The following is a 20,657-nucleotide window of genomic DNA, read 5'->3' as shown; positions in this document are numbered from 1 at the left end:
GTTATTGAATTCGGTACATCCGCACCGCGAATTCGCTCGACGCGACCCAGCGGTCGCCCTTGCCGCGCTGGATCCGGCTCCTGGTCAGCCGCAGCCCGGTGAGCTGCCACCCTTCGCCCAGGCTTCGCGGCACCCCCGCCGCCGCCGCCTCGACCGCGCCGACCAGCGCGCGCAGCCGCGCCGGGCTTTCGCCCGTATCGACATAGTCGACCGCGATCGTGCCGGTCCGCCCACTCACCCCAGTGGCATCGCTGGCGCCCAGCACCGCCTCGCCCAGCACCGCGACCGGCATCGCCGCCCGCGCCGTCGGCGCGTCGAACACGCGGCACGTCGCTTTCAGGTGCGCCAGCACCGCCGCGTGCAGCACCACGCCGGCGCTCATGGCCGCGCCTCCACGCCCAGCCGCATCCGCCGATACGGCCGCCACAGCGCCGCCACCGCCGCGGGCGGCATGGCATCGCCGTCGCGCCGCTCGAACAGATGCGCCGCCAGCAGCACGACGCCCTGCATCACCGCCTCGGGCAGCGCCTCCCACGCCGCCGCGAGTCCCGCCGAATAGCGCACCACGATCTCGCCGCCGTCGACCCTCACCCAGCCGACCCCGCCCGCATCGATATCGATCCCCAGCCCGCTGCCGCCGGTGATCCCGCGCACCGGCATCGCCGCCAGCCGCTGCCACCCGGCGCGCGGTTGCAACCGCTCCTCGCAGTCGCGCGCCACCAGCATCTGCCCGCAGAACGCCTCCGCCAGCCCCAGCGCCGTGCCGCTCGCGCGCAGCAGCACCGCATCGGGCGCCTCGCCGATCCGCAAATAGGTCGCCGTCGCAGCCGCCGCGTTCGCGACCGCCGCGGCCGGCATCGCCGCCGCTCCCATCCCGCTCTCCCCGCAAAAGAAAGCGGCCCCCGTCCATCCAGACGGAGGCCGCACGCCATCAGGCGGTGGCGATCTTCATCAGCTTGATCGCCGCGCTGTCCGCGACGCAGCCGCCGACGCGCTTGGTCGCGTAGAAGCTGACGAACGGCTTGTTGCTGTACGGATCGCGCAGGATCGCCGTCTCGCCGCGTTCGGCGATCAGATAGCCCGCCTGGAAATTGCCGAAGGCGATGCTCAGCGCATTGGCGGCAATGTCGGGCATGTCCTCCGCCTCGACCACCGGATAGCCGAGCAGCGTCGCCGGCTGCCCCGCCGCCAGGCTCGGCTGCCACAGCGGCATGCCGTCCGCGGTCTTGAACTTACGGATGCGCGCCAGCGTGTTGGCGTTCATGACGAAGCTCGCGCCCTGGCGGTACGGCGCCCGCAAGCTATGCACCAGATCGAGCAGCCGCTCGTCCGGCGCCGCGCCGAAATCCTCCGCCGCACCCGACGGCAGATATTGCAGCGTCCCCAGCGCCCGTGTCGTATCCTTGGCGGTGGAGACCGGCGCGGTCAGGAACCCCTTGGGGCGGTTGACGCCATTGCCGCCGACGAACGCCGCTCCTTCGGCGCGCGCGAACTCGGTCGCGATCTCGCCCGCCAGCCACGCCTCGACGTCGAACGCCGCATCGTCCAGCATTGCTTGGCTGGCGGAGGGGTTGGCGTACAGCTCGCCCATCGGCGGCACCAATTCGGCGAACACCGGGCTCGCCGTCTCCGGCCGCGCCGCCGTCTCCGCCGCCCAGCCCGACGGCGTACCGCCGGTGGTGATCAGCTTGCGATAGCCTGCCGACCCCACCGTCACGACATTGGCGATCGCGCGGATCGGCGAGATGCCCTTCAGCACCCGCGCGATCTCGCCGTCCACCTCGCGCGGCACGGCATAGCCGCCCGCATCGCCGGTGACGCCGGTGAAGGCCTTCATCTCCAGCACCGTCCCCGTCCGCACGAAGCCTGCGAACGCCCCGTCCGCCTGCTCCACGCGCGCGCCATCCAGCGCCGGCCTTTCGACCACGTCCATACGTCTTCTCCTCGTTGAAACATTCTGAGGGCGGTGCCCGCCCGCCGACCGAGATCAGCCGATCTGCGTGATCCGTGCGAGCGGCTGCATCGGCACCGCCACCACACTCACCTCGGCCAGCGCCACGCGCAGCAGTTCGCGCCGCGCACCCTGCCGCACCACCATGGGGCGATAGCCGACCGACAGGCCATCCAGCGCCCGGCAGCTCACCATCCGCGCAACCTCCGCATCGTCGATCACCCCCGCGACCAGCAGCCCGCGCGCGTCTTCGGCCAAAACGTCGATCCGCCCCACCGCGCGCCCACGATGCTGCCACAGCAACGGCACGGGTCCGGCGCCCGCAAAGGCCCCTGCCCGCACCACATCCCCTGCCCGATCGACGCGATCGAACACCGCGGCGTATCCGGCGAATCTCACTCCAGCCACCCGCCGAACCCCAGCTTCACTGCCAGCCCCGTCAGCAGCAGCGCGCCCGCCAGCCGCACGCACCATCCCGCCGCCGCCTTCCACGCCGATCGTTTGGCATCGCGCCACGCCCCCAGCAGCTCGCGCAGTTCGGCCAGGTCCCCCCGCGCCGCCTCGTTGCTGAGGCCCAGCCGGGTTAGCGCACGCATCGCCGACAGCTCGCCCGCCTCCTCGGCGATGCCGCGCATCGTCGCCAGGTCCGCGCCCTCGCGCGCCGCCTGCGCCATCAATTGCGCGAGCACCCCCGTATCCTGTGCCGGCCCGCTCATGCCCCCACTCCCAGCATCTGCCGCTTCTCCTCGACGCTCAGGAAGTCGGCGCCCGACACGCTGCGCCACAGCCGCTCGCGATCCTCCGCCAGCGCCGGCACGTGATCCAGATCGACCGACAGCGCCGCCCCCTCGAACCATCCTCCCAGCCCTTGCGCCAACGCGGTCAGGATCGTCCCCGCCAGCGGCAACACCGTCAGCCGCCACAGCGCCCGGTTCGCCTCGCGATAATTGGCGTAGGTCGCGTCCCCCGGCAGGCCGAGCAGCATCGGCGGCACCCCGAACGCCAGCGCGATCTCGCGCGCCGCCGCCGCCTTCAGCCCGACGAAATCCATGTCGGCGGGGCTGAGCGACAGCGCCTGCCACTTCAGCCCCCCTTCCAGTAGCATCGGCCGCCCGGCGTTGGTCGCGCCCGCGAACCCCGCCTCCATCTCCGCCTTCAACCGCTCGAACTGTTCCGCCGACAGCGCCGCGCCATCGCCCGGATCGTAGACCAGCGCACCCGACGGCCGCGCCGCATTGTCGAGCAGCGCCTTGTTCCACTTGCCCGCCGCATTGTGGACCGCGACCGCCCCGGCGGCAGCACCCAGGCACCCCATGCCGTAATGATCGTCGATCGGATTGAAGCTGCGGATATGGATCACATCCGGCCGCGGCCCCTCCGCATCCAGCCGCACCCGCCGCTCGCCCACCGCATAGCGATAGGCGGTCGGCCAGCCGCCCGCGTCCACCTCGACGCTCACCCGCTCGGGCCGCAGCGCATACAGCGCACCGACCTGTCCCTCGGCCCCCTCGCCCGCACCACGCAGCACCTGGACATAGGCATTGCCGTGCAACAGCAGCTGCGCCGCCACCGCCTCCAGCAGTACCTGCCCGCCCGATCGCGCCGCCAGCAACGCCATCATGTCGGGCACGCTCGCCACCACAGGCGCACCCGCCACGCTTTCCGCGACCAGCTTCACCGCCCGCTGCGCGATCGCATTGCCCGCATAGGCCTCGCGCACCTGCGCCTCATAGCTGCGCGGCCATTCCCCCAAGGCCACGCCCGCACCCCCACGCGACAACGCCGGCCGCGCGCCCTCGCGCAGCCCCTTCCGCCCGAACAACCACATGTCGAATCTCCCGTAATGTCACGGTGACGAGGCCCCCCTTCGTCATCCCGGCGCACGCCGGGATCCATGGGTGCGGCGGGGCTAATGGATACGCGCCGACGCCAGCGTCGCGTGTCCATGGATCCCGGCGTTCGCCGGGATGACGAAGGGAAACGCCAACGGCCCGCCCTACAGCCCCCGCACGCCGGCCTTCCCCTGCGACCGCAGCATCAGCGCGCTCACCGCCCACACCAGCGCATCCGCACGATCCGGCGACCGCCCCGGCCCCTGATAGCCGCCCCCGGCCACCAGCCCGCACATCTCGTCCTCCAGCGCAACGAACCGCCCGCAATGCCGCACCCGCCCGCGCGCATAGAGCGTCGCCACCGGCTCGGCCCGCGCCACCTTCCCCCGGCTCGCCCGCACCAGCGTCAGCGGCAGCGTCACGTCTGCGGCCATCAGCACCGATCGCACCATCGCGCCGCCCTGATTGGCCTCCGCCACCACCCGGTCGGCGCGATGTTGCGCGGCGCAACCCGCCACCGCCCGCGCCCAGCCCTCGGGCGACGCGGCGGAGACGCTCGCATCGTCCAGCACATGCGCGACGCCATCGCCGTCCAGCCCGACCGCGACGATCCCGCAGTCATCGCCCGTCGCGCCGTCCTCCAGTCCCCCCGCCGGTGGATCGACGCCGACCACGACGCGCACCAGATCGTCGGGCACACCGCCCCGGCACGTTTCGAGCAGCGCGCGCGACCACAAGGCGCCGGTCAGATCCTCGATCATCTCGCCGTCCAGCTCCTGCCGGCCCAGCGCCGTGCCGGCATAGGCCTCTTCGATATGATCGACAAACACCTGCGGCAGGAACGGATTGTCGCGCGTCGTCCCGCGCGTCTCGACCAGCCCCTTCGATCGCAGCACGCGCTTCATCAGGTTCGTCGGTCGCGGCGTCGTCGTCACCAGCACGCGCGGGTCAGCGCCGCGCCTGAGGCCCATCATCAGATTGTCCCAGGCCGCATCGCCGCGCCGCCACTTGGCCAGCTCGTCGCACCACGCCGCGCTATGCTCCGGCCCGCGCAGCTGCTCGGGCGCATCGGCCGAATAGACATAGGCGACCGCCCCATTGGGCCAGCGCACCTCGCCCTTGTGGATCGTATAGCGCGGGATCCGCCCCGTCTTGGCGACCGCGCGCAGCCCGCTCGGCCCGTCGATCATCACCCGCCGCACGTCCGCCTCGGTCGCGCCGACCAGCGCGATTGCGGCATCCTTGTCCGCCGCCAGCGTCGTCACCCATTCCGCGCCCGCGCGTGTCTTGCCGAAGCCGCGCCCGGCGCGGATCAGCCAGATGCGCCAGTCCCCCTCCGGCGGCGCCTGCCCCGACCGCGCCCACCCGCCGATCCAGCGTTCCGACAGCTCGCGCCGCACGCCAAGGGGCAATCCCCGGATGAACTGTCCGCGCTCTACCTGGGTCATCGCGGCCAGCCTGGCGATCAAGTCGATCGAACCGTCTGTCACGCGCCCTCCCCAAGGCGCTTCGCCTTCGCCGCGATATTCGACAGGCGTCGCAGGATGATCGCGTCGCTTTCCTCGCGGGTGGCGACCGTCCGGGCCGGGCCGCCACGCCATGGCTTGCCTGCGGCACGGCTGGCGCGCTGCGCCATCAGGCGCAGCGCCTTGTCCCAATCGAACGGCCGGCCCTTCGTCGATTGATCGGCGCCGACGTCGGGGTCGGACGACAGGATTTGTCCGATCATGCTGATCTCGACCGACTGATACCCCGCCTCGATCGCGGCCGCCCACCCCTCGCCAAAGCGGGCGTTGGTGCGCAGCCGATAATAGACCTGCGACGGATGCAGATTGATCGTGCGGGCTGCGGCTTGGATATCGCCCGTCGCTGCGAGATGATCGAGGAACAGGCCCTCCAGGGCGATGGTCCATCGCACCCGCCTACCCCGCACCGGCAGGCGCACCACCATGACCTCGGTCGTTTCGCCGCTGTCCATGCCCCATCTCCCCCTCATTCGCCCCGGCCCCGAAACGCAAGCGGCCGAGCGTAACGGGACTTGATCCCCGCCACCCCGGCCCGACTCGGAATTCTTCAGCGTTCCCGTTATGTACCGAATGAGCGTGACGATGTCAACCTTTTTGTACCATATAGGTTATATTCGCCCATCCTACCGCCTGATCGCCACGGCCGGGCACAAGATATGCTACTAAGGTACAATAGTCGGACAACGGGTTTCATTTTGCCACGAAAGGCCGCTATCGTACGCCATGCCGTATCGATCAGGACATATCGGCCATGCGCTGATCAACCGCCGCAGGGACATCGTCGATATCGACGACGGCTATGAAGCGCTCGTCGGCATCGGGCGCGATGCGGTGATCGGACGTCCGGCGAGCGAATTCGCCCATCCGACCGAACGGCTGATCGCGGACGCGTTCCTGCAGACCGCATGGCACGATTCCGGCCAGAAGACGCATCGCGGCACGCTGCGCTGCATGCAGGCCGATGGCGGCGTCGTCTGGATCAACGTCTCCGTCTCGCGGCTGGGCCAGGGTGACGCCGCCGTGCTCGTCCTCAGCGCCCGCCTGCTCTGCCGCCATGCCGAAACCGAATCGGTCCATAGCTATTGGCGGATGGCGCGGATGTTCCTGCAGGCGGTCAGTGGCAGCAAGCGCGCGTTCGGCCCGGCGCTGGCCGGCAATCCCGCCTGCGAGATCCTGCTGATCGCCTATCTGGCAGAGGCGGAGGCGAGCTCGGTCACGGCCGCGGAACTCGCCAAGCGTATCAGCACGTCACAGGCGCTCGCCAACCGCTGGATCCTGGCGCTGATCGACGCGGGTTTCGCCGAAATGGAGGCGCCGGGCGCGCTCGGCCCTCAGACGCCCATCCGCCTGTCGCCGCTCGCGCTGTCGCAGATCGAGGCGCTGTTCAGCTCGCTCGGATCGGAATTGAAAGGCATGCGCGTTCCCGCCTGAGCGGCACGCTCAACCCCGCGCCTCGCGCAACCGGCGCAAGGCGAGCCGCGCCCGCGCCAGCCATCCGGCCGGCGGCGGGGGCGCCAGCGGCCGCAGCAGAGGTTCGAATTCGTGCGGTTCGAACGGCACGCGCGACAGATCGAGCATCAGCCCGGTGACGTCGCGGCTCAGCGTCGCATGATTGTCGGCATCGAAGGTTGCGCGCAACGCGACCGCCACCGGGTATAACTTACCCTCCGGGCCGTCATCGGCCGGCGTGCCCGTCCATACTTCCGTATCGCCCGGACCATGCCCACCGGGCGTCGGGTCTTGCGCCTCGTCCGCCATTCCTACCTCGCTCCCCTGCAACGCATGGGAATCGCGAGGGTTCACCCGGTCCGTGTCACGCCACGCACCGCCCCTGCCGGTTCGCCGCGAGGATCAGGCGGCGTCGCCCTCGTCGGCGGGCGCCGCGGCGGCATCCTCCGCCGGGCTGCCGTAGCAGCGGTCCAGATAATGGTTGGCGATGATATAGTGCGCGCGCACCGCCAGCGGATGGGTGGCGCGCTGCGCCAGTTCGAGCTCGGTTTCGGCCCGGTCGTAGAAATAGTTCGAATCGTCACGCATCGTGATACTTTTCTCTAAGCGGTACAGGAGGATGCGCCCAAAAGGGCGGACCTCGCCTTCAACTGGATCAGGACTGGGACGGGTCAGCGGCTCGCGGCGTCGGCTAACTGCGCCCAGGCGGCGATCTCCGCATCGGCATGACCCTCAACGCGCAAGCTCCCCGCCTGCTCCGTCATGAGGTCGATGTCGACCGATCCCCGCCATTCCCAGGTCGCATTGCCCGACAGGCTGACCATCGCGTCCTCGGCGACGACCGCGCGCACCAGCCCGCCCTTGTTGAATACGGTGATCGGGGCGCCATAGGCCAGCCGCCCGGTCAGGCAGGCGGCGAAGCTCGACGCCGCCATCGCGCTGCCGCAGCTGTCGGTCAGGCCGACACCGCGCTCGAACGTCCGCACGAACAGATCGCCACCGCGCACTTCGACGAACGATACGTTGGCGCGATTGGGCAACCACGCGGGTGCCGCTTCGCACCGCTCGCCTACGGCGACCAGCTCCGCCTCGTCCACCGCATCCACGAACGTCACCAGATGCGGGTTGGGCATCGATACCGCGGTGAACAAGCGGTCGCTTGCCAACGGCGGCACCACCGCCTCGACGATCCGCGCATCCGCGCCGGTCAGCGGCCATGCCGCCGCATCCAGCCCCGCCGGCCCCGCGGTCTCGCGCACCGTATAGACACCCGGCGCCACATCGGCATCGCGCTCGACATAGGCGGTCGACGTCTTCAGCGACACATCGGCGGCATCGATGCCCAGCGCCTCGAACCCCGCCCGCGCCACGCAGCGCAAGCCGTTCAGGCACGTCTCCGCCTCGCTGCCATCCGAATTGAACATGCGCATCGAAAACGCAGCGTCGCCAGCGCCTTGCCCCAGCAGCAGCAGCCCGTCACCGCCCACCGGCCCGCGCCGGTCGGCCAGCGCCCGCGCCACCGCCGCCCAGTCCGCATCGCCCAGCGACAGCGCACGCGCGTCGATCAACGGAAAATCGTTGCCGGACCCATGGCATTTCACGAAGTCGAACCGCACTGCACCCATCCCGTCATCGGCACGTATCCGTGCCACTTATGTTCTGCTTGGCGCGCGCCCTACACCCGCGCGCGCCGTCAGGCCAGCCGGTAATGATCCGCCAGCCGGCAGGCCGTCAGGCCAGTCGGTAGTGATCGGCCAGCCGATCCAGCGCCAGCGTCAGCACCAGCCGCCCCGATCGCACCGGCCAGCCCAGCGCCTTTTCCGCCACCGGCAGCGCCTCGCCCGCACAGATCGTCCGCCATGCGATATCGGACAGGCCCTTGCCCGCCGCGTCGAGCGCCGCATCGAACCGCCGCTTCGCCGCGATCTGCGCGGTCGTCGGGTCGAGGCCTTCGCCCGCCCCGCCGTCGACGCGTGGCGACCACCGCATCGTCACCCGCGGTCCCAGCGCCGCCGTTTCGTAATCGCCGCGCAGTCGCTCGCCCGCCTCGAACTGCCGCGCATCCACCATCCCGCGCGCCTTCAGCCACCCCAAAGGTGATTCCGCGACGTTCACCCGCACCCGCCGCGCATCGCCGATCGTCCGCTCCGCCAGCTCCCGCATATCCCGCGCTCCTTCGCTTTCCGAGTCGCGGGGGCTTGCCATATCGCGCACGTTGTAGGACAGCGAAATAACCACACTGGTTAGAGAGCCGCCATGATTACCGCGATCCGTCAAGTACGTAGGGCCAAGGGACTGACCCTCGAAGAGGTCGCGCAGCGGTGCGTCCCTCCAACAACCGCCCAGACGATCGGCCGTCTGGAAACGGGGACGCGGACGGTTTCGGTCGATTGGCTGAACCGCATCGCCGCCGCATTGGAGGTCGCGCCCGCCGATCTGGTGACCTTGCCCGAACGCACCGCGCTGCCGGTCGCGGCGACGCTCGACAGCGACGGCACCCACGTCCCCCGCCGCGAAATGACGCTTCCCGCACCGCAGCCGAGCAACGGCGGCATCGCCATATCAGTGACGGGAAGCGTCGGCGATTATCGCGCCGGCGACGAAATCTGGTGCGACCTGCGCGCACCCGACGGCTTCGCCCAGGCGCTCAACCGCGACATCCTGCTCCCCGAGCCCGCCGGCCGCTTCCTCTTTGCGCGGCTGATCGGCATCGATGGCGAAGCGTTGCTCGTCCTGCCGCCCACCCCGGGCGCCCGCCCGGTCTCGATCCCCTCGCCCCCCTGGATCGCGCAGGCCGTCCGCCTGATCCGCTCGTTGTAATAGGGTTCACGCAAAGCAGCGAAGTCGCAAAGGGCGCGCGCCGCAGGCACGCTCACTGCTCACCCCGCCTTGGGCACACCGGCGGCGCCAAGCCCACCCTCGTCGCGTCTTCGCGTCTTCGCATGAACACCCCGCCTTCCCGCCCGCTTTAGCTGCAACGCAACATCTGCTATGGCCCTCGCCCATGCTCAACCTCAACGGCATCACCGTGCGCCTCGGCGGCCGCACGATCCTCGACGGCGCATCCGCGGCGCTGCCGCCCGGCAGCCGCGTCGGCCTGATCGGTCGCAACGGCGCCGGCAAGTCGACGCTGGTCCGCGTCATCGCCGGCATGCTGGAGCCCGACGACGGCAGCGCCGACATGCCCAAGGGCGCGCGCCTCGGCTATATCGCGCAGGAAGCCCCCTCGGGCACCGCCACGCCGTTCGACACCGTCCTCGCCGCCGACGTCGAGCGCGCCGCGCTGATGATCGAATCGGAGACGTGCGAAGACCCCGACCGGCTCGGCGACGTCTACGAGCGGCTGATCGCGATCGACGCCTATACCGCCCCGATGCGCGCCGCGCAGATCCTGCTCGGCCTCGGCTTCGACGAAGAGATGCAGCAGCGCCCGCTCGACAGCTTCTCGGGCGGCTGGAAGATGCGCGTCGCGCTCGCCGCGCTCCTGTTCTCGCAGCCCGACCTGCTGCTCCTCGACGAACCGTCGAACCACCTCGATCTCGAAGCGGTGATGTGGCTCGAGGATTTCCTCGTGAACTACAAGGCGACGATCGTCGTCGTCAGCCACGAACGCGACTTCCTCAACAACGTCGTCGACCACATCCTGCACCTGCAGAACGGCAAGATCACGCTCTACGCCGGCGGCTACGACAGTTTCGAACGCCAGCGCGCCGAGCGCATGGCGCAGCTCGCCGCCGCCAAGGCGAACCAGGACGCGCAGCGCGCCAAGCTCCAGGATTATGTCGCGCGCAACTCCGCCCGCGCCTCCACCGCCAAACAGGCGCAGAGCCGGCAGAAGATGCTGGCGAAGATGCAGCCGATCGCCGAACTCGCCAACGATCCGACTTTGTCGTTCGACTTCCCCGATCCCAGCGAGCTCAGGCCCCCGCTCATCACGCTCGACATGGCGAGCGTCGGCTATGCCGACACGCCGATCCTCAAGCGCCTCAACATGCGCCTCGACCCCGACGATCGCGTCGCGCTCCTGGGCCGCAACGGCAACGGCAAGACCACGCTCGCCCGCCTGCTCGCCGCGCAGCTGACGCCGATGGACGGCGAGATGAACGCGACCGGCAAGATGAAGGTCGGCTATTTCACCCAGTATCAGGTCGAGGAACTCGACGCCGACGACACGCCGCTCGAGCACATGACCCGCATCATGCGCGGCGCCAGCCCGGCGGCGGTGCGTGCGCAGCTCGGCCGGTTCGGCTTTTCGGGCGACAAGGCGGTGGGCAAGGTCGGCAAGATGTCGGGCGGCGAAAAGGCGCGCCTCGCCTTGGCGCTCATTACCCGCGACGCGCCGCACATGCTGATCCTCGACGAACCGACCAACCACCTCGACGTCGACGCGCGCGAGGCGCTGATCCAGGCGCTCAACGCCTATTCGGGCGCGGTCGTGCTGGTCAGCCACGATCGCCACATGCTGGAAATGACCGCCGACCGCCTCGTGCTGGTCGACGGCGGCACCGCGAAGGAATTCGACGGCAGCCTCGACGATTACATTGCCTTCGTCCTCGCCGGCGACAAGGCGCCCGAAGACAAGAAGGCCAAGAAGGACAAGGCCAAGCCGATCGACCGCGACGCCGACAAGGCGCGCCGCAAGGCGATCCGCGACGCGGAGGCGGAAATCGCCAAGCTCACCACCGAACGCAACGCGCTCGATCGCGCCATGTTCGATCCCAAGACCGCCGAACCGCGCTTCGCCAAGCTCGCCATGGGCGACCTGATGAAGCGCCGCGCCGACGCGCAGGACCGCATCGACGCGCTCGAAGCGCAATGGCTGGAAGCGACCGAGGCGCTCGAGGCGGCGTAACCGCCGCCGACGGACCCGCTACCGCAGCGGGTCCGCCCCCGGCCAGGCGAAGGCGAGGAACTGCGTCGTCTCCTCCGAATTGAAATTGTCGTCCGCCACCAGGATCAGCGTGCGCCGCCCGTCCGGCAGGCGCGGGCCCCACGCCATCCCTTCCAGATTGTCGATCAGCACGCGATCATACCGGCCGGGCAGGTCGAGCAGCACCTCACGCGTCATCGGTACCGCGGCGCAGCGCGGCAGCGCCGGGCACGACAGCACGTCGGTCGTATCGTCGGCGATCCGCGACAGCACGATCCGCGCGCGCACGCCCTGCCGCATGTCGAACGGCGCGACGCGCTCGATCGACAGGAAGCGCCGGTCGTCGATCGCCAGCAATTCCGACACACTGTAGCGCGCATCCGGCACGTCATAGACATATTGGCGCAGCGGCCGCCCGGTCCGCGGATCGAAGCGCGTCAGGCGATGGAGCGCGGGCCCATTCGCCGACCCGTCCTCATACGCCGGCACCTCGTTGATCGCGAACACGCCGCCCTTGGGCGCGACCGCCAGTCCCTCCAGCACGCCGTTCGATGCCGCCCCGCGCGTGCGATTGTCCGCGTACAGATAGGCCGACGGCACATGGTACTGCCGCAGCACACGGCCCGCCGCGTTGCTTTCGGAGATCGCCGGCTGCACCCGCAGCGCGGGGTCCTCGCTCCACGTGCCCTCGGACGACCACAGGATGTGCCCGTTCGCCAGATGCCGGATGCCTTCGGGATCGACGACCGCGCGGTCCATCGGGAAGCGCGCCCCCCGCGCGTCGCGCAGCGGTGTCTGGCGCTCGACCCGCACCGTCATCGCGCGATGCGCCGGATCGAGCCCGATCGATAGCTGATAGAAGCGCGGCGGGCGGCCATCGCCCTTGTCGTCCGATATAGCGAGATACTGGTCGCCGCGCAGCCGGTCGAGCCCCGACAGTCCGCCGATCGTGATCCCCTCGAACCGGCTGTCGAACGGAATTTGCGTCGTGCCGATCAGTTCCAGGCCCGGCTCGCCGGCGACGGCCGGCCCGGCTGACAGCATCAGCGCGCCCGCCACCATCGCCATCACGGCCCGCCCTGCCCGGTTCATGTCTGTCTCCGACGCTCGTCCATTTACACGGGCCATCGCACCCGACGTCCCGGGCCAATCATGCCGCCGCATTTTGACGGTTTTGCGTCCACCGGCGCCTGGCTCCGCCCCCGAGGCAGACCGTCCCCGCGTCGACCGGCCATGCGCCCCAACGCGGTCATCACTGCGGCCAAGGACCTGCGCCACATATCGATGGCAACGATGGCGTTGCCTATCCACCGTACGTCGATCATAAGCAACCACAGGGTTGCCAGCGTCGCAACCGTTTGGTTGCCCTGTCGGCATCCTGACGGTTGCCTGGGCAACCGGGAGGTTGCCGATGTCCATTCCGCCGTCCGTCGCCAAGCCCGTGCAGGCCGCGCGGCTGTTCGCCATTCTCGGCGATCCCACGCGGCTGCTGCTGCTCGTGACCCTACGCAGCGGCGTCGCCCGGCCGATCGCCCGGCTGGCAACGCATGCAGGCATGACCCGCCAGGCCGTCACCAAACATTTGCACCTGCTCGAACAGGCGGGCCTCGTCACCCGGACCAGCGCGGGGCGCGAAACCCACTATCGCTATGTACCAGGAACGCTCGACGTCGCACGCCAATATCTGGACGCGATCGCCGGCCGATGGGATGCCATGGCCCCACCGACGGAGCCCAACGTACCAGATCGGTAATTGCGCGCAACCCTTTTGCGGCGCGTGTCACTGACAGGCGGGGCCAATATGGTTAACGGGTACTCGAGCATGATCTGACCCGCCCACCCCTCGCCGACTTTGCTACTGCGGGCAAGGCTGCCCCTATCGCCACCGCCAGCGCGCCGCCCAAGCGAACCACAGCCACCCCCGCCATCACGCGCGCCGCTCACCAACGACGTTCAGCAACGCGCAAGATTGTACCGCGCAGATTGCCGGCGCCTCGCCCGCGAAGGATGCATGCTTATGCCGCTGCTCGCCCTGCTCCTGGTCGCCGCCTCCGGCCCCGCCGCGCCGCCGCTGCCGGCCACGATCGACCTCACCCGCCCCTTCGCCACCCGCACCCCGTGGCGCCTCGCCGCGACGCAGGGACCTGCCATCCCCGATCCGATCCTCGGCGACGGCACCGTCCCCGGCCCGGTCCACCTGTGCCTCGGTCATCCCGGTGGCACCTGCCAGCCCGATGTCGCGCGCCTGCTCACGCCAGCCAGCGGCACCGATGCCTATGCCGAGCCGCACGACCTGCTCGCCGCACGCATCGTCCACCCTCGCGACCATGCCCCGCTGCTGCTGCTCCGCGTCGGCAGCCTGCACGGCGCCAACGGCGACCAGCGCATCGCCACCGCGCTGTTCGCCTACGACCGGACCGCCGACCGCTTCACCCCCGTCTTCACGCACCAGACCGGCCGCAACAACAATCAGGAGGTGCGCTACATCGACGCCGGCCCACTCGCCGGCGACATGATCGTCGCAGAGCCGACCCGCACCGCTCCCTTCGCCTATTGGATCACCGTCAGCACGCCCGGCACCGGCGCGCACCCCTATCGACAGCTGCTCCGCTATCGCAGTAGCGTGCGCTACGGCGACGGCGATCCCCGCCCGGTCATCGATGCGGAGATGCCGGCGATCCTGCGGCACCTGCCGAAGCGATAAGCCGTCCCCGCAGGAGGCCGATCCCGATGTCCCACCATGTCGTCGCCATCGTGCCGAGCAGCGACCTCGCCGCCAGCACCGCCTTCTACGCCCGGCTGGGCTTCACCCTCGCGTCCGACTGGGGCGAATATCGCATTCTGGAGGACGGCCGCGGCTGGCACCTTCACCTGCGCAACGCGCCCGGCTGGCCGGCAAACGTCGAGGACAATCCCTTCGGCCTTTACCTCTATGTCGACGACGTCGACGCGATCGCCGACCGGGTGCGCGAGCTCATCATCCTGCCCGACACGCCCCACGCCACCCCCTGGGGCACCTACGAATTCGCGGTCAGCGACCCCACCGGCGTCCTCGTCCGCATCGGCCGCGTCTTGGGCTGACGCGGCGGCGCGTCGATCCGCCCGCCCCAAACGTCATCCCAGCGTGCGGATGACGCTTGGGCACAGCAGCCATCCTTCACACCGTCACACGCATCGCCCATCGCCCAGCAAAAAGGGCGCACCGGTTGCCCGCCACGCCCTCACGGTCTGCCAGTCGCGATCGGGGGCTTAGCCCTCGGCGCTATCCTCAGCCTCGCCGCCCGGCGCGGGGCGTTCGAACCACGCCTCCACCTCGCCGGTCAGCTTGATCGTCAGCGGGCGGCCGTGGCGGTCGACCTTCTTGCCCAGCGCGACGCGGATCCAGCCGGCGGCGCGGTCATATTCCTCGACGTCGTGGCGCTGCTTGCCCTTGAAGCGGATACCGATGCCGCGCTCCAGCGCGGGCTGGTCGAAATACGGGCTCGACGGGTCGGTCGACAGGCGATCGGGGGGCGTATCGGTCATCCGCGCGCGCTTAACGCCAATGGCGCGCGCCCGCCACGAAAAAGCGGCGCGGGCATCGCTGCCCACGCCGCCTTCCCGACGAAAACGCTGCTATCAGTAGCCGTAGCCATATCCGTAGGACGGATAATTGTAGTTATAGTAGCGCTCGCGCACCACGACCCTCGGCGGGGGCGGAGGCGGCGCATAATAGCGGTCTTCATACACGACGCGCGGCGGGGGCGGCGGCGCATCATAATAATAGCCGCGATCGTAATAGCGCGGGCGGTTGCTGCTCGCGATCGCCGCACCGATGCCCAGGCCCAGCACACCGCCCAGCAGCGCACCGGCAACGGCATCTCCGCCACCACGATTATAATGACGATAGCCGCCCCAGCGCTGCGCATCGGCCGGCGCCGCGGCGGTCAGCGCGGTGGCGGCGAGCGCCACACCCAATCCTGCCTTCTTCAAAAACCCGTTCATGACGAACCTCCTCACTGACGACGTCCGGGTTGGGCCAAACGCACAACGGTCCGAGCGTGTTGCCAGTGCTCTAGGTGATTCGGGCTGAACCGAGCCGGAATGCGGCGTTCATCCGGGGTTTACCGTCCGCCCGGACACATATGTTCACGAAGACGACACAATCCGCGCTTAGTCGCGCGACAGCCGCAGGGGGCGCCATCCGATACGACGGGCATTCGCGAACGGGATCACCCGCGCGCCTGCCATGCGAACATGGTCCCCTCGCGCCAGACCATAAAGGGGAATTTCGTGACGTCTCACCTGTTCAAGACCATGCTGCTGCTCGGCGCCGCCGGCCTCGCCGCGCCCGCCCTCGCCCAGACGGCGCCTGCGCCCGTTCCCGCCCCGGCCGATGCCGCGCCGCAGGCCGACACCGGCGATCTCGGCGACATCGTCGTCACCGCCGAACGCCGGGCCGAAAACTTGCAGCGCGTGCCGATCTCGGTCGCCGTCGTCGGCGGGCCGGAACTGCGCAATCTCCAGTCGGGCGGCGAAGACATTCTCGCGCTGTCGGGCCGCGTCCCCGGCCTCTATGCCGAAACCACCACCGGCCGCATCTTCCCGCGCTTCTACATCCGCGGTTTGGGTAACATAGACTTTTATCTGGGCGCCAGCCAGCCAGTCTCCATCATCCAGGACGATGTTGTTCTGGAGCATGTCGTCCTGAAGTCCAATCCCGTGTTCGACGTTCAGCAAGTCGAAGTCTTGCGCGGACCGCAGGGTTCCTTGTTCGGTCGCAACACGACCGCCGGTATCATTAAGTTCGACACGATCAAACCTTCACAAACCTGGCAGGGTCGCGTGTCGGCGTCGGCCGGCAGCCTCGGCACCTTCACCTATGACGCCGGCGTCGGCGGCCCGATCGTGGCTGATAAGGTCGCCGTCCGTCTGTCGGGCCTGATGCAGCATCGCAACGACTGGGTCGACAACACCTTCGCCGGCTACAGCGCCGACAGCACGCGCACGCCGCAGAAGAATGCGATGGGCGGCTTCACCGAAAAGGACGTGCGCCTCCAGGTCCTGCTGACGCCGACCGACGCTTTCTCGGTCAACGTCTCGGGCCATGCGCGCGGCTATCACGGCACCTCGACGATCTTCCATCGCGCGGCGCTGAAGAAGGGCTCCAACTCGGTTTCGGCCGAACCGCGCGACCGCATCGCGCTCGACGAGGGCAACGACAACCCGCAGGATTACGACACCTACGGCACGTCGGTGAACGCCGCCTATGACTTCGGGCCGGTCACGCTCACCTCGATCAGCGCCTACGAGACGACCTCGGGCTACAGCCGCGGCGATACCGATGGCGGTGCGGCGGTGAACTATCCGTTCAACGGCCGTCCCAACGGCTACGGGCAGAGCCAGGGTAACATCCGCGCGCTCGGCCAGTACACGCAGGAAGTCCGCCTCGCGTCGGCCGCAGGCCAGCGTTTCACCTGGCAAATCGGTGGATTCTACTTCAACCAGAAGGACACCACCGAGTTCTACCAACGCTCCTACTTCCTGACCGGCCCGGATGCCCTTGGAAACACGCGCAATCCCAACAACTGGGTGCGCCTGCGCGACGTCAACACCAGTTGGGCGGCCTTCGGTCAGGCGAGCTTCAAGGTGACGCCGGACTTCACCATCACCGGCGGCGCGCGCTATACCGAGGACCTCAAGAAGACCGCGCTCGTAAAGCCGGTCTTCAACGCCGCGGGCACCGCCAGCCTGTTCCCCGCGACCGCGCCGACGTCGGTGCGCCTCGAGGGCAAGGAGCCGAGCTGGGACCTCTCGGCGCTCTACGCGATCGACGGCCAGAACAGCGTCTACGCCCGCGTCGCGCGCGGCTTCCGCGGTCCGACGATCCAGGGCCGCTCGGCGGTGTTCAACTCGCCGTTCACCACCGCGAACAGCGAAACGATCACTTCGTGGGAAGTCGGGTCGAAGGGCCTGTTCCTCGATGGCCGCCTGCGCGTCAATTCGTCGCTGTTCACCTATGTCGTCAACGACATCCAGCTGAACGGCAATGACGTGAACGGCAACGGCGTGCTGTTCAACGCCGACAAGGCCCGCGCCTATGGCGTCGAGATCGACAGCGAATTCCGCCCGATCCCGAACCTGACGTTGACCCTCGGCGCCAGCGCATTGGCCTCGAAGATCCGCGACAAGCGGGTCTATGCGCAGGTCTGCATCCTCAATGGCGTGGTCGTCTGCACCGTGCAGAATCCGACGATCAAGGTCGGCGCCAACACCTTCGCGGCGGTCGACGGCAACCCGCTGCCCAACGCCCCGCGCTGGAACCTCGACGCCACCGCGCGCTACGACGTGCCGCTGTCGAACGGCGGCAAGCTGTTCGCCGCGACCGACTGGAACATTCAGGGTTATACGAACTTCGTGCTCTACAAGACCGCGGAATTCTATTCGAAGGGCAATTTCGAAGGCGGCCTGAAGATCGGCTACACCACGCCGGACGACAATTACGAAATCGCCGCCTTCGCGCGCAACATCACCAACGAAAAGAACCTGAAGGGCGTGATCGAAAACTATATGGCCGCGGTGTTCAACGAACCGCGCATCATCGGCGTCTCGGTCAGCGGCCGGTTCCGGTAAGCAATTTGACCTGACCTAAAAGCAGGGGCGGCACCACAAGGCGCCGCCCCTTTTTTTGCGCCCCGTCGTCGCCCCAATCACACCGTCACCCCGGACTCGTTCCGGGGTCCACCGGGCCGCCAGGGGGCGGCAAGAGGCGCAAAACGCCCCTCGCCGCGGACCGAACCCCGGAACGCGTCCGGGGGTGACGAAGGTCGGGACACCTTCCACCCGCCCCATCGGCGAGCGCCCACGCCCGACAAGCGATCGCCACCGACGGCATGAGGCGGCACGTCGCCGATTCTGGCCCCCTCCCCGTCACCCCGGGCTTGACCCGGGGTCCCGCTTCTTCTTCTCCGCCGCGCCTAAAAGCGGGACCCCGGGTCAAGCCCGGGGTGACGGATCGGGCAGGATCACCGGTCCGCCCGCCCCACCGCACACAAAAAAAGAGGGCGTCCGATCGCTCGGACGCCCCCTTCTCAAACTCAAACCCGAAAGCGTTACGCCGCCATCTTGGCGCGCGACGCCTTCTTGCGCTCGTGCGGATCCAGGTGGCGCTTGCGCAGGCGGATCGACTTCGGCGTCACTTCGACCATTTCGTCGTCGTCGATGTACGCAATCGCCTGTTCCAGCGTCATCTTCTTCGGCGGGGTCAGGCGGATCGCATCGTCCTTGCCGCCCGATGCGCGGAAGTTCGTCAGCTGCTTCGCCTTCATCGGATTGACCTCCAGGTCATCCGTCTTGGCGTTCTCGCCGATGATCATACCCTCGTACAGCGCCTCGCCATGGCCGACGAACAGAATGCCGCGGTCCTCGAGCGGACCCAGCGCATAGCTGTTCGCTTCACCAGCCCCGTTCGAGATCAGCACGCCGTTCTTGCGGCCTTCGATCTGGCCCTTGTGCGGGCCATAACGCTCGAACAGCCGGTTCATGATGCCGGTGCCGCGCGTGTCCGACAGGAACTCGCCGTGGTAGCCGATCATGCCGCGGCTGGGCGCCGAGAAGGTGATGCGCGTCTTGCCGCCGGTCGACGGACGCATGTCGGTCAGCTCGGCCTTCCGCAGGTTCATCTTCTCGACGACGGTGCCCGAATGCTCCTCGTCCACGTCGATGATGACGGTTTCGTACGGCTCGGTCTTCTTGCCGTCCTCGTCCTCACCGAACAGCACGCGCGGGCGGCTGATGCCCAGCTCGAAGCCTTCGCGGCGCATCGTCTCGATCAGCACACCCAGTTGAAGCTCGCCGCGGCCGGCGACTTCGAAGCTGTCGCGATCGGCGGCTTCGGTCACCTTCACCGCGACGTTCGATTCCGCCTCGCGGAACAGGCGGTCGCGGATCATGCGGCTCGTCACCTTGCTGCCCTCGCGACCCGCCATCGGCGAATCGTTCACCGCAAAGCGCATCGACAGCGTCGGCGGATCGATCGGCTGCGCGTGCAGCGGCTCGCTGACGGTCGTGTCGGCGATCGTGTTGGCGACCGTCGCGACGGTCAGGCCGGCGAGGCTGATGATGTCGCCCGCGCTCGCTTCGTCCACCGGCACGCGATCGAGCCCGCGGAACGACAGGATCTTCGACGCGCGGCCCGTCTCGATGATGTTGCCGTCGGCGTCGAGCGCGTGGATCGCCTGGTTGGTCTTCACCGTGCCCGAATTGACGCGACCCGTCAGGATGCGGCCCAGGAAATTGTCGCGGTCGAGCAGCGTCACCAGGAAGGTGAACGGCGCGTCCTTGTCGAGGTTGGGCGGCGGCACGTGGTTGACGATCGTCTCGAACATCGGGATCAGCGTGCCTTCGCGCGCGTCCATGTCGGTCGAGGCATAGCCGTTGCGGCCGCTAGCGTAGAGAACCGGGAAGTCCAGCTGCTCGTCATTCGCGTCGAGCGACACGAACAGGTCGAACACCTCGTCCAGCACCTCTTGGATGCGCGCGTCGGGGCGGTCTACCTTGTTGACGACGACGATCGGCTTCAGGCCCAGCGCCAGCGCCTTGCCGGTCACGAACTTCGTCTGCGGCATCGCGCCTTCCGACGAGTCCACCAGCAGCACGACGCCGTCGACCATGGAAAGAATACGTTCGACCTCACCACCGAAGTCGGCGTGGCCCGGCGTGTCGACGATGTTGATGCGCACGGTCTCGCCGCCACCCGGAGGCGCCCAGTCGACCGAGGTCGGCTTGGCGAGAATGGTGATCCCGCGCTCCTTTTCGAGGTCGTTCGAATCCATCGCGCGCTCTTCGACACGCTGGTTGTCGCGGAAGGTGCCGGACTGGCGGAAGAGCTGATCGACCAGCGTCGTCTTGCCGTGATCGACGTGCGCGATGATCGCCACGTTGCGGAGGCTCATGGGAATTCCTGATCTATAGGGTATCGCGGGCGCCCATAGCCGAAATGTTGCGTCGCGGGAAGGGGCGGCGGCGGGGATGGATGACGGAATGATCCT

Annotated in this window: 23 protein-coding genes; 7 read left to right on the top strand and 16 right to left on the bottom strand. The window is 68.6% G+C overall.

Annotated features, from left to right (window positions below):
* Position 1 precedes the first annotated feature (1 nt).
* The 8 genes from gp17 to SPHME3_RS0106280 all read right to left on the bottom strand — a co-directional run bounded on the left by gp17 (position 2) and on the right by SPHME3_RS0106280 (position 5,761).
* Positions 2–382: a tail completion protein gp17 gene (gene gp17 / locus SPHME3_RS0106315; protein ID WP_017980068.1), complete on the bottom strand. Its 381-nt coding sequence runs from the start codon at positions 380–382 to the stop codon at positions 2–4.
* Positions 379–858 carry a head-tail connector protein gene (locus SPHME3_RS0106310; RefSeq protein ID WP_018250622.1) on the bottom strand — a complete coding sequence of 160 codons (480 nt, stop codon included), beginning with the start codon at positions 856–858 and terminating at the stop codon, positions 379–381. The genes gp17 and SPHME3_RS0106310 overlap by 4 nt, the downstream gene beginning before the upstream one ends.
* A gap of 73 nt (positions 859–931) precedes the next feature.
* Positions 932–1,933: a phage major capsid protein gene (locus SPHME3_RS0106305; RefSeq protein ID WP_017980070.1), complete on the bottom strand. Its 1,002-nt coding sequence runs from the start codon at positions 1,931–1,933 to the stop codon at positions 932–934.
* 54 nt (positions 1,934–1,987) lie between these two features.
* Complete coding sequence (locus SPHME3_RS0106300; protein WP_017980071.1) at positions 1,988–2,350, bottom strand: HK97 family phage prohead protease; 363 nt, start codon at positions 2,348–2,350, stop codon at positions 1,988–1,990.
* The gene (locus SPHME3_RS0106295) at positions 2,347–2,667 is read right to left on the bottom strand and encodes a DUF6127 family protein (RefSeq protein WP_017980072.1); all 321 of its coding nucleotides are present in this window, start codon (positions 2,665–2,667) and stop codon (positions 2,347–2,349) included. The genes SPHME3_RS0106300 and SPHME3_RS0106295 overlap by 4 nt, the downstream gene beginning before the upstream one ends.
* The gene (locus SPHME3_RS0106290; protein ID WP_017980073.1) at positions 2,664–3,779 is read right to left on the bottom strand and encodes a phage portal protein; all 1,116 of its coding nucleotides are present in this window, start codon (positions 3,777–3,779) and stop codon (positions 2,664–2,666) included. The genes SPHME3_RS0106295 and SPHME3_RS0106290 overlap by 4 nt, the downstream gene beginning before the upstream one ends.
* 168 nt (positions 3,780–3,947) lie before the next feature.
* Positions 3,948–5,273, bottom strand: coding sequence for a DNA-packaging protein (locus SPHME3_RS0106285; protein ID WP_018250621.1), 1,326 nt, complete (start codon positions 5,271–5,273; stop codon positions 3,948–3,950).
* Positions 5,270–5,761 (bottom strand): hypothetical protein, encoded by a 492-nt coding sequence (locus SPHME3_RS0106280; RefSeq protein ID WP_017980075.1) that lies wholly within the window; start codon positions 5,759–5,761, stop codon positions 5,270–5,272. The genes SPHME3_RS0106285 and SPHME3_RS0106280 overlap by 4 nt, the downstream gene beginning before the upstream one ends.
* Positions 5,762–6,032: 271 nt before the next feature.
* Here SPHME3_RS0106280 and SPHME3_RS0106275 point away from each other — a divergent pair, with 271 nt between their 5' ends.
* Positions 6,033–6,740, top strand: coding sequence for a PAS domain-containing protein (locus SPHME3_RS0106275; RefSeq protein WP_017980076.1), 708 nt, complete (start codon positions 6,033–6,035; stop codon positions 6,738–6,740).
* 9 nt (positions 6,741–6,749) lie between these two features.
* On the opposite strand, the gene SPHME3_RS0106270 is transcribed toward SPHME3_RS0106275, so the two are convergent.
* From SPHME3_RS0106270 to SPHME3_RS0106255, 4 genes are all read right to left on the bottom strand, one after another.
* Positions 6,750–7,067 carry a hypothetical protein gene (locus tag SPHME3_RS0106270; protein ID WP_017980077.1) on the bottom strand — a complete coding sequence of 106 codons (318 nt, stop codon included), beginning with the start codon at positions 7,065–7,067 and terminating at the stop codon, positions 6,750–6,752.
* A gap of 93 nt (positions 7,068–7,160) precedes the next feature.
* Positions 7,161–7,346, bottom strand: coding sequence for a hypothetical protein (locus tag SPHME3_RS0106265; RefSeq protein WP_017980078.1), 186 nt, complete (start codon positions 7,344–7,346; stop codon positions 7,161–7,163).
* Positions 7,347–7,429: 83 nt separating this feature from the next.
* On the bottom strand, positions 7,430–8,383 hold the full coding sequence (gene dapF / locus SPHME3_RS0106260) for a diaminopimelate epimerase (protein WP_017980079.1): 954 nt from the start codon (positions 8,381–8,383) through the stop codon (positions 7,430–7,432).
* Positions 8,384–8,489: 106 nt separating this feature from the next.
* Positions 8,490–8,921 (bottom strand): DUF6456 domain-containing protein, encoded by a 432-nt coding sequence (locus tag SPHME3_RS0106255; protein ID WP_018250620.1) that lies wholly within the window; start codon positions 8,919–8,921, stop codon positions 8,490–8,492.
* 93 nt (positions 8,922–9,014) lie between these two features.
* On the opposite strand from SPHME3_RS0106255, the gene SPHME3_RS0106250 reads away from it, so the two are divergent.
* Together SPHME3_RS0106250 and SPHME3_RS0106245 are read left to right on the top strand one after the other, a co-directional pair.
* The gene (locus SPHME3_RS0106250; protein ID WP_018250619.1) at positions 9,015–9,578 is read left to right on the top strand and encodes a helix-turn-helix domain-containing protein; all 564 of its coding nucleotides are present in this window, start codon (positions 9,015–9,017) and stop codon (positions 9,576–9,578) included.
* 184 nt (positions 9,579–9,762) lie between these two features.
* Positions 9,763–11,610, top strand: coding sequence for an ABC-F family ATP-binding cassette domain-containing protein (locus SPHME3_RS0106245; protein ID WP_017980082.1), 1,848 nt, complete (start codon positions 9,763–9,765; stop codon positions 11,608–11,610).
* Positions 11,611–11,628: 18 nt separating this feature from the next.
* On the opposite strand, the gene SPHME3_RS0106240 is transcribed toward SPHME3_RS0106245, so the two are convergent.
* A complete protein-coding gene (locus tag SPHME3_RS0106240) occupies positions 11,629–12,720 on the bottom strand; it encodes an esterase-like activity of phytase family protein (RefSeq protein ID WP_017980083.1) in 1,092 nt (363 codons plus the stop codon).
* A gap of 319 nt (positions 12,721–13,039) precedes the next feature.
* Between SPHME3_RS0106240 and SPHME3_RS0106235 the strand changes: the two genes are divergently transcribed.
* The 3 genes from SPHME3_RS0106235 (at position 13,040) to SPHME3_RS0106225 (ending at position 14,709) form a co-directional block, all read left to right on the top strand.
* Entirely contained in the window at positions 13,040–13,381 is a 342-nt protein-coding gene (locus SPHME3_RS0106235; RefSeq protein WP_017980084.1) for an ArsR/SmtB family transcription factor, read from the top strand.
* 264 nt (positions 13,382–13,645) lie between these two features.
* On the top strand, positions 13,646–14,332 hold the full coding sequence (locus SPHME3_RS0106230; RefSeq protein ID WP_017980085.1) for a hypothetical protein: 687 nt from the start codon (positions 13,646–13,648) through the stop codon (positions 14,330–14,332).
* Positions 14,333–14,358: 26 nt separating this feature from the next.
* The gene (locus SPHME3_RS0106225; RefSeq protein WP_017980086.1) at positions 14,359–14,709 is read left to right on the top strand and encodes a VOC family protein; all 351 of its coding nucleotides are present in this window, start codon (positions 14,359–14,361) and stop codon (positions 14,707–14,709) included.
* Positions 14,710–14,877: 168 nt separating this feature from the next.
* On the opposite strand, the gene SPHME3_RS0106220 is transcribed toward SPHME3_RS0106225, so the two are convergent.
* The gene (locus tag SPHME3_RS0106220; RefSeq protein WP_017980087.1) at positions 14,878–15,153 is read right to left on the bottom strand and encodes a DUF3297 family protein; all 276 of its coding nucleotides are present in this window, start codon (positions 15,151–15,153) and stop codon (positions 14,878–14,880) included.
* Between the two features lie 93 nt (positions 15,154–15,246).
* Complete coding sequence (locus SPHME3_RS0106215) at positions 15,247–15,612, bottom strand: hypothetical protein (RefSeq protein WP_017980088.1); 366 nt, start codon at positions 15,610–15,612, stop codon at positions 15,247–15,249.
* Positions 15,613–15,864: 252 nt separating this feature from the next.
* On the opposite strand from SPHME3_RS0106215, the gene SPHME3_RS0106210 reads away from it, so the two are divergent.
* Positions 15,865–18,240 carry a TonB-dependent receptor gene (locus SPHME3_RS0106210; protein ID WP_017980089.1) on the top strand — a complete coding sequence of 792 codons (2,376 nt, stop codon included), beginning with the start codon at positions 15,865–15,867 and terminating at the stop codon, positions 18,238–18,240.
* Between the two features lie 479 nt (positions 18,241–18,719).
* Here SPHME3_RS0106210 and typA read toward each other — a convergent pair whose 3' ends face one another.
* The gene (gene typA / locus SPHME3_RS0106205) at positions 18,720–20,561 is read right to left on the bottom strand and encodes a translational GTPase TypA (RefSeq protein WP_017980090.1); all 1,842 of its coding nucleotides are present in this window, start codon (positions 20,559–20,561) and stop codon (positions 18,720–18,722) included.
* Between the last annotated feature and the right edge of the window lie 96 nt (positions 20,562–20,657).

It is taken from the genome of Sphingomonas melonis DAPP-PG 224 (assembly GCF_000379045.1).
Taxonomy (GTDB): domain Bacteria; phylum Pseudomonadota; class Alphaproteobacteria; order Sphingomonadales; family Sphingomonadaceae; genus Sphingomonas; species Sphingomonas aquatilis.
The sequence above is the reverse complement of the archived record's forward strand: the minus strand, read 5'-3'. Positions and strand labels throughout refer to the sequence as shown.

What these genes read in the sequence shown, in the direction of transcription:
- gp17 (WP_017980068.1), bottom strand. Translation starts at nt 382, where the DNA reads ATGAGCGCCGGCGTGGTGCTGCACGCGGCGGTGCTGGCGCACCTGAAA.
- SPHME3_RS0106310 (WP_018250622.1), bottom strand. Translation starts at nt 858, where the DNA reads ATGCCGGCCGCGGCGGTCGCGAACGCGGCGGCTGCGACGGCGACCTAT.
- SPHME3_RS0106305 (WP_017980070.1), bottom strand. Translation starts at nt 1,933, where the DNA reads ATGGACGTGGTCGAAAGGCCGGCGCTGGATGGCGCGCGCGTGGAGCAG.
- SPHME3_RS0106295 (WP_017980072.1), bottom strand. Translation starts at nt 2,667, where the DNA reads ATGAGCGGGCCGGCACAGGATACGGGGGTGCTCGCGCAATTGATGGCG.
- SPHME3_RS0106290 (WP_017980073.1), bottom strand. Translation starts at nt 3,779, where the DNA reads ATGTGGTTGTTCGGGCGGAAGGGGCTGCGCGAGGGCGCGCGGCCGGCG.
- SPHME3_RS0106280 (WP_017980075.1), bottom strand. Translation starts at nt 5,761, where the DNA reads ATGGACAGCGGCGAAACGACCGAGGTCATGGTGGTGCGCCTGCCGGTG.
- SPHME3_RS0106275 (WP_017980076.1), top strand. Translation starts at nt 6,033, where the DNA reads ATGCCGTATCGATCAGGACATATCGGCCATGCGCTGATCAACCGCCGC.
- SPHME3_RS0106270 (WP_017980077.1), bottom strand. Translation starts at nt 7,067, where the DNA reads ATGGCGGACGAGGCGCAAGACCCGACGCCCGGTGGGCATGGTCCGGGC.
- SPHME3_RS0106265 (WP_017980078.1), bottom strand. Translation starts at nt 7,346, where the DNA reads ATGCGTGACGATTCGAACTATTTCTACGACCGGGCCGAAACCGAGCTC.
- dapF (WP_017980079.1), bottom strand. Translation starts at nt 8,383, where the DNA reads ATGGGTGCAGTGCGGTTCGACTTCGTGAAATGCCATGGGTCCGGCAAC.
- SPHME3_RS0106255 (WP_018250620.1), bottom strand. Translation starts at nt 8,921, where the DNA reads ATGCGGGAGCTGGCGGAGCGGACGATCGGCGATGCGCGGCGGGTGCGG.
- SPHME3_RS0106250 (WP_018250619.1), top strand. Translation starts at nt 9,015, where the DNA reads ATGATTACCGCGATCCGTCAAGTACGTAGGGCCAAGGGACTGACCCTC.
- SPHME3_RS0106245 (WP_017980082.1), top strand. Translation starts at nt 9,763, where the DNA reads ATGCTCAACCTCAACGGCATCACCGTGCGCCTCGGCGGCCGCACGATC.
- SPHME3_RS0106240 (WP_017980083.1), bottom strand. Translation starts at nt 12,720, where the DNA reads ATGAACCGGGCAGGGCGGGCCGTGATGGCGATGGTGGCGGGCGCGCTG.
- SPHME3_RS0106235 (WP_017980084.1), top strand. Translation starts at nt 13,040, where the DNA reads ATGTCCATTCCGCCGTCCGTCGCCAAGCCCGTGCAGGCCGCGCGGCTG.
- SPHME3_RS0106230 (WP_017980085.1), top strand. Translation starts at nt 13,646, where the DNA reads ATGCCGCTGCTCGCCCTGCTCCTGGTCGCCGCCTCCGGCCCCGCCGCG.
- SPHME3_RS0106225 (WP_017980086.1), top strand. Translation starts at nt 14,359, where the DNA reads ATGTCCCACCATGTCGTCGCCATCGTGCCGAGCAGCGACCTCGCCGCC.
- SPHME3_RS0106220 (WP_017980087.1), bottom strand. Translation starts at nt 15,153, where the DNA reads ATGACCGATACGCCCCCCGATCGCCTGTCGACCGACCCGTCGAGCCCG.
- SPHME3_RS0106215 (WP_017980088.1), bottom strand. Translation starts at nt 15,612, where the DNA reads ATGAACGGGTTTTTGAAGAAGGCAGGATTGGGTGTGGCGCTCGCCGCC.
- SPHME3_RS0106210 (WP_017980089.1), top strand. Translation starts at nt 15,865, where the DNA reads ATGGTCCCCTCGCGCCAGACCATAAAGGGGAATTTCGTGACGTCTCAC.
- typA (WP_017980090.1), bottom strand. Translation starts at nt 20,561, where the DNA reads ATGAGCCTCCGCAACGTGGCGATCATCGCGCACGTCGATCACGGCAAG.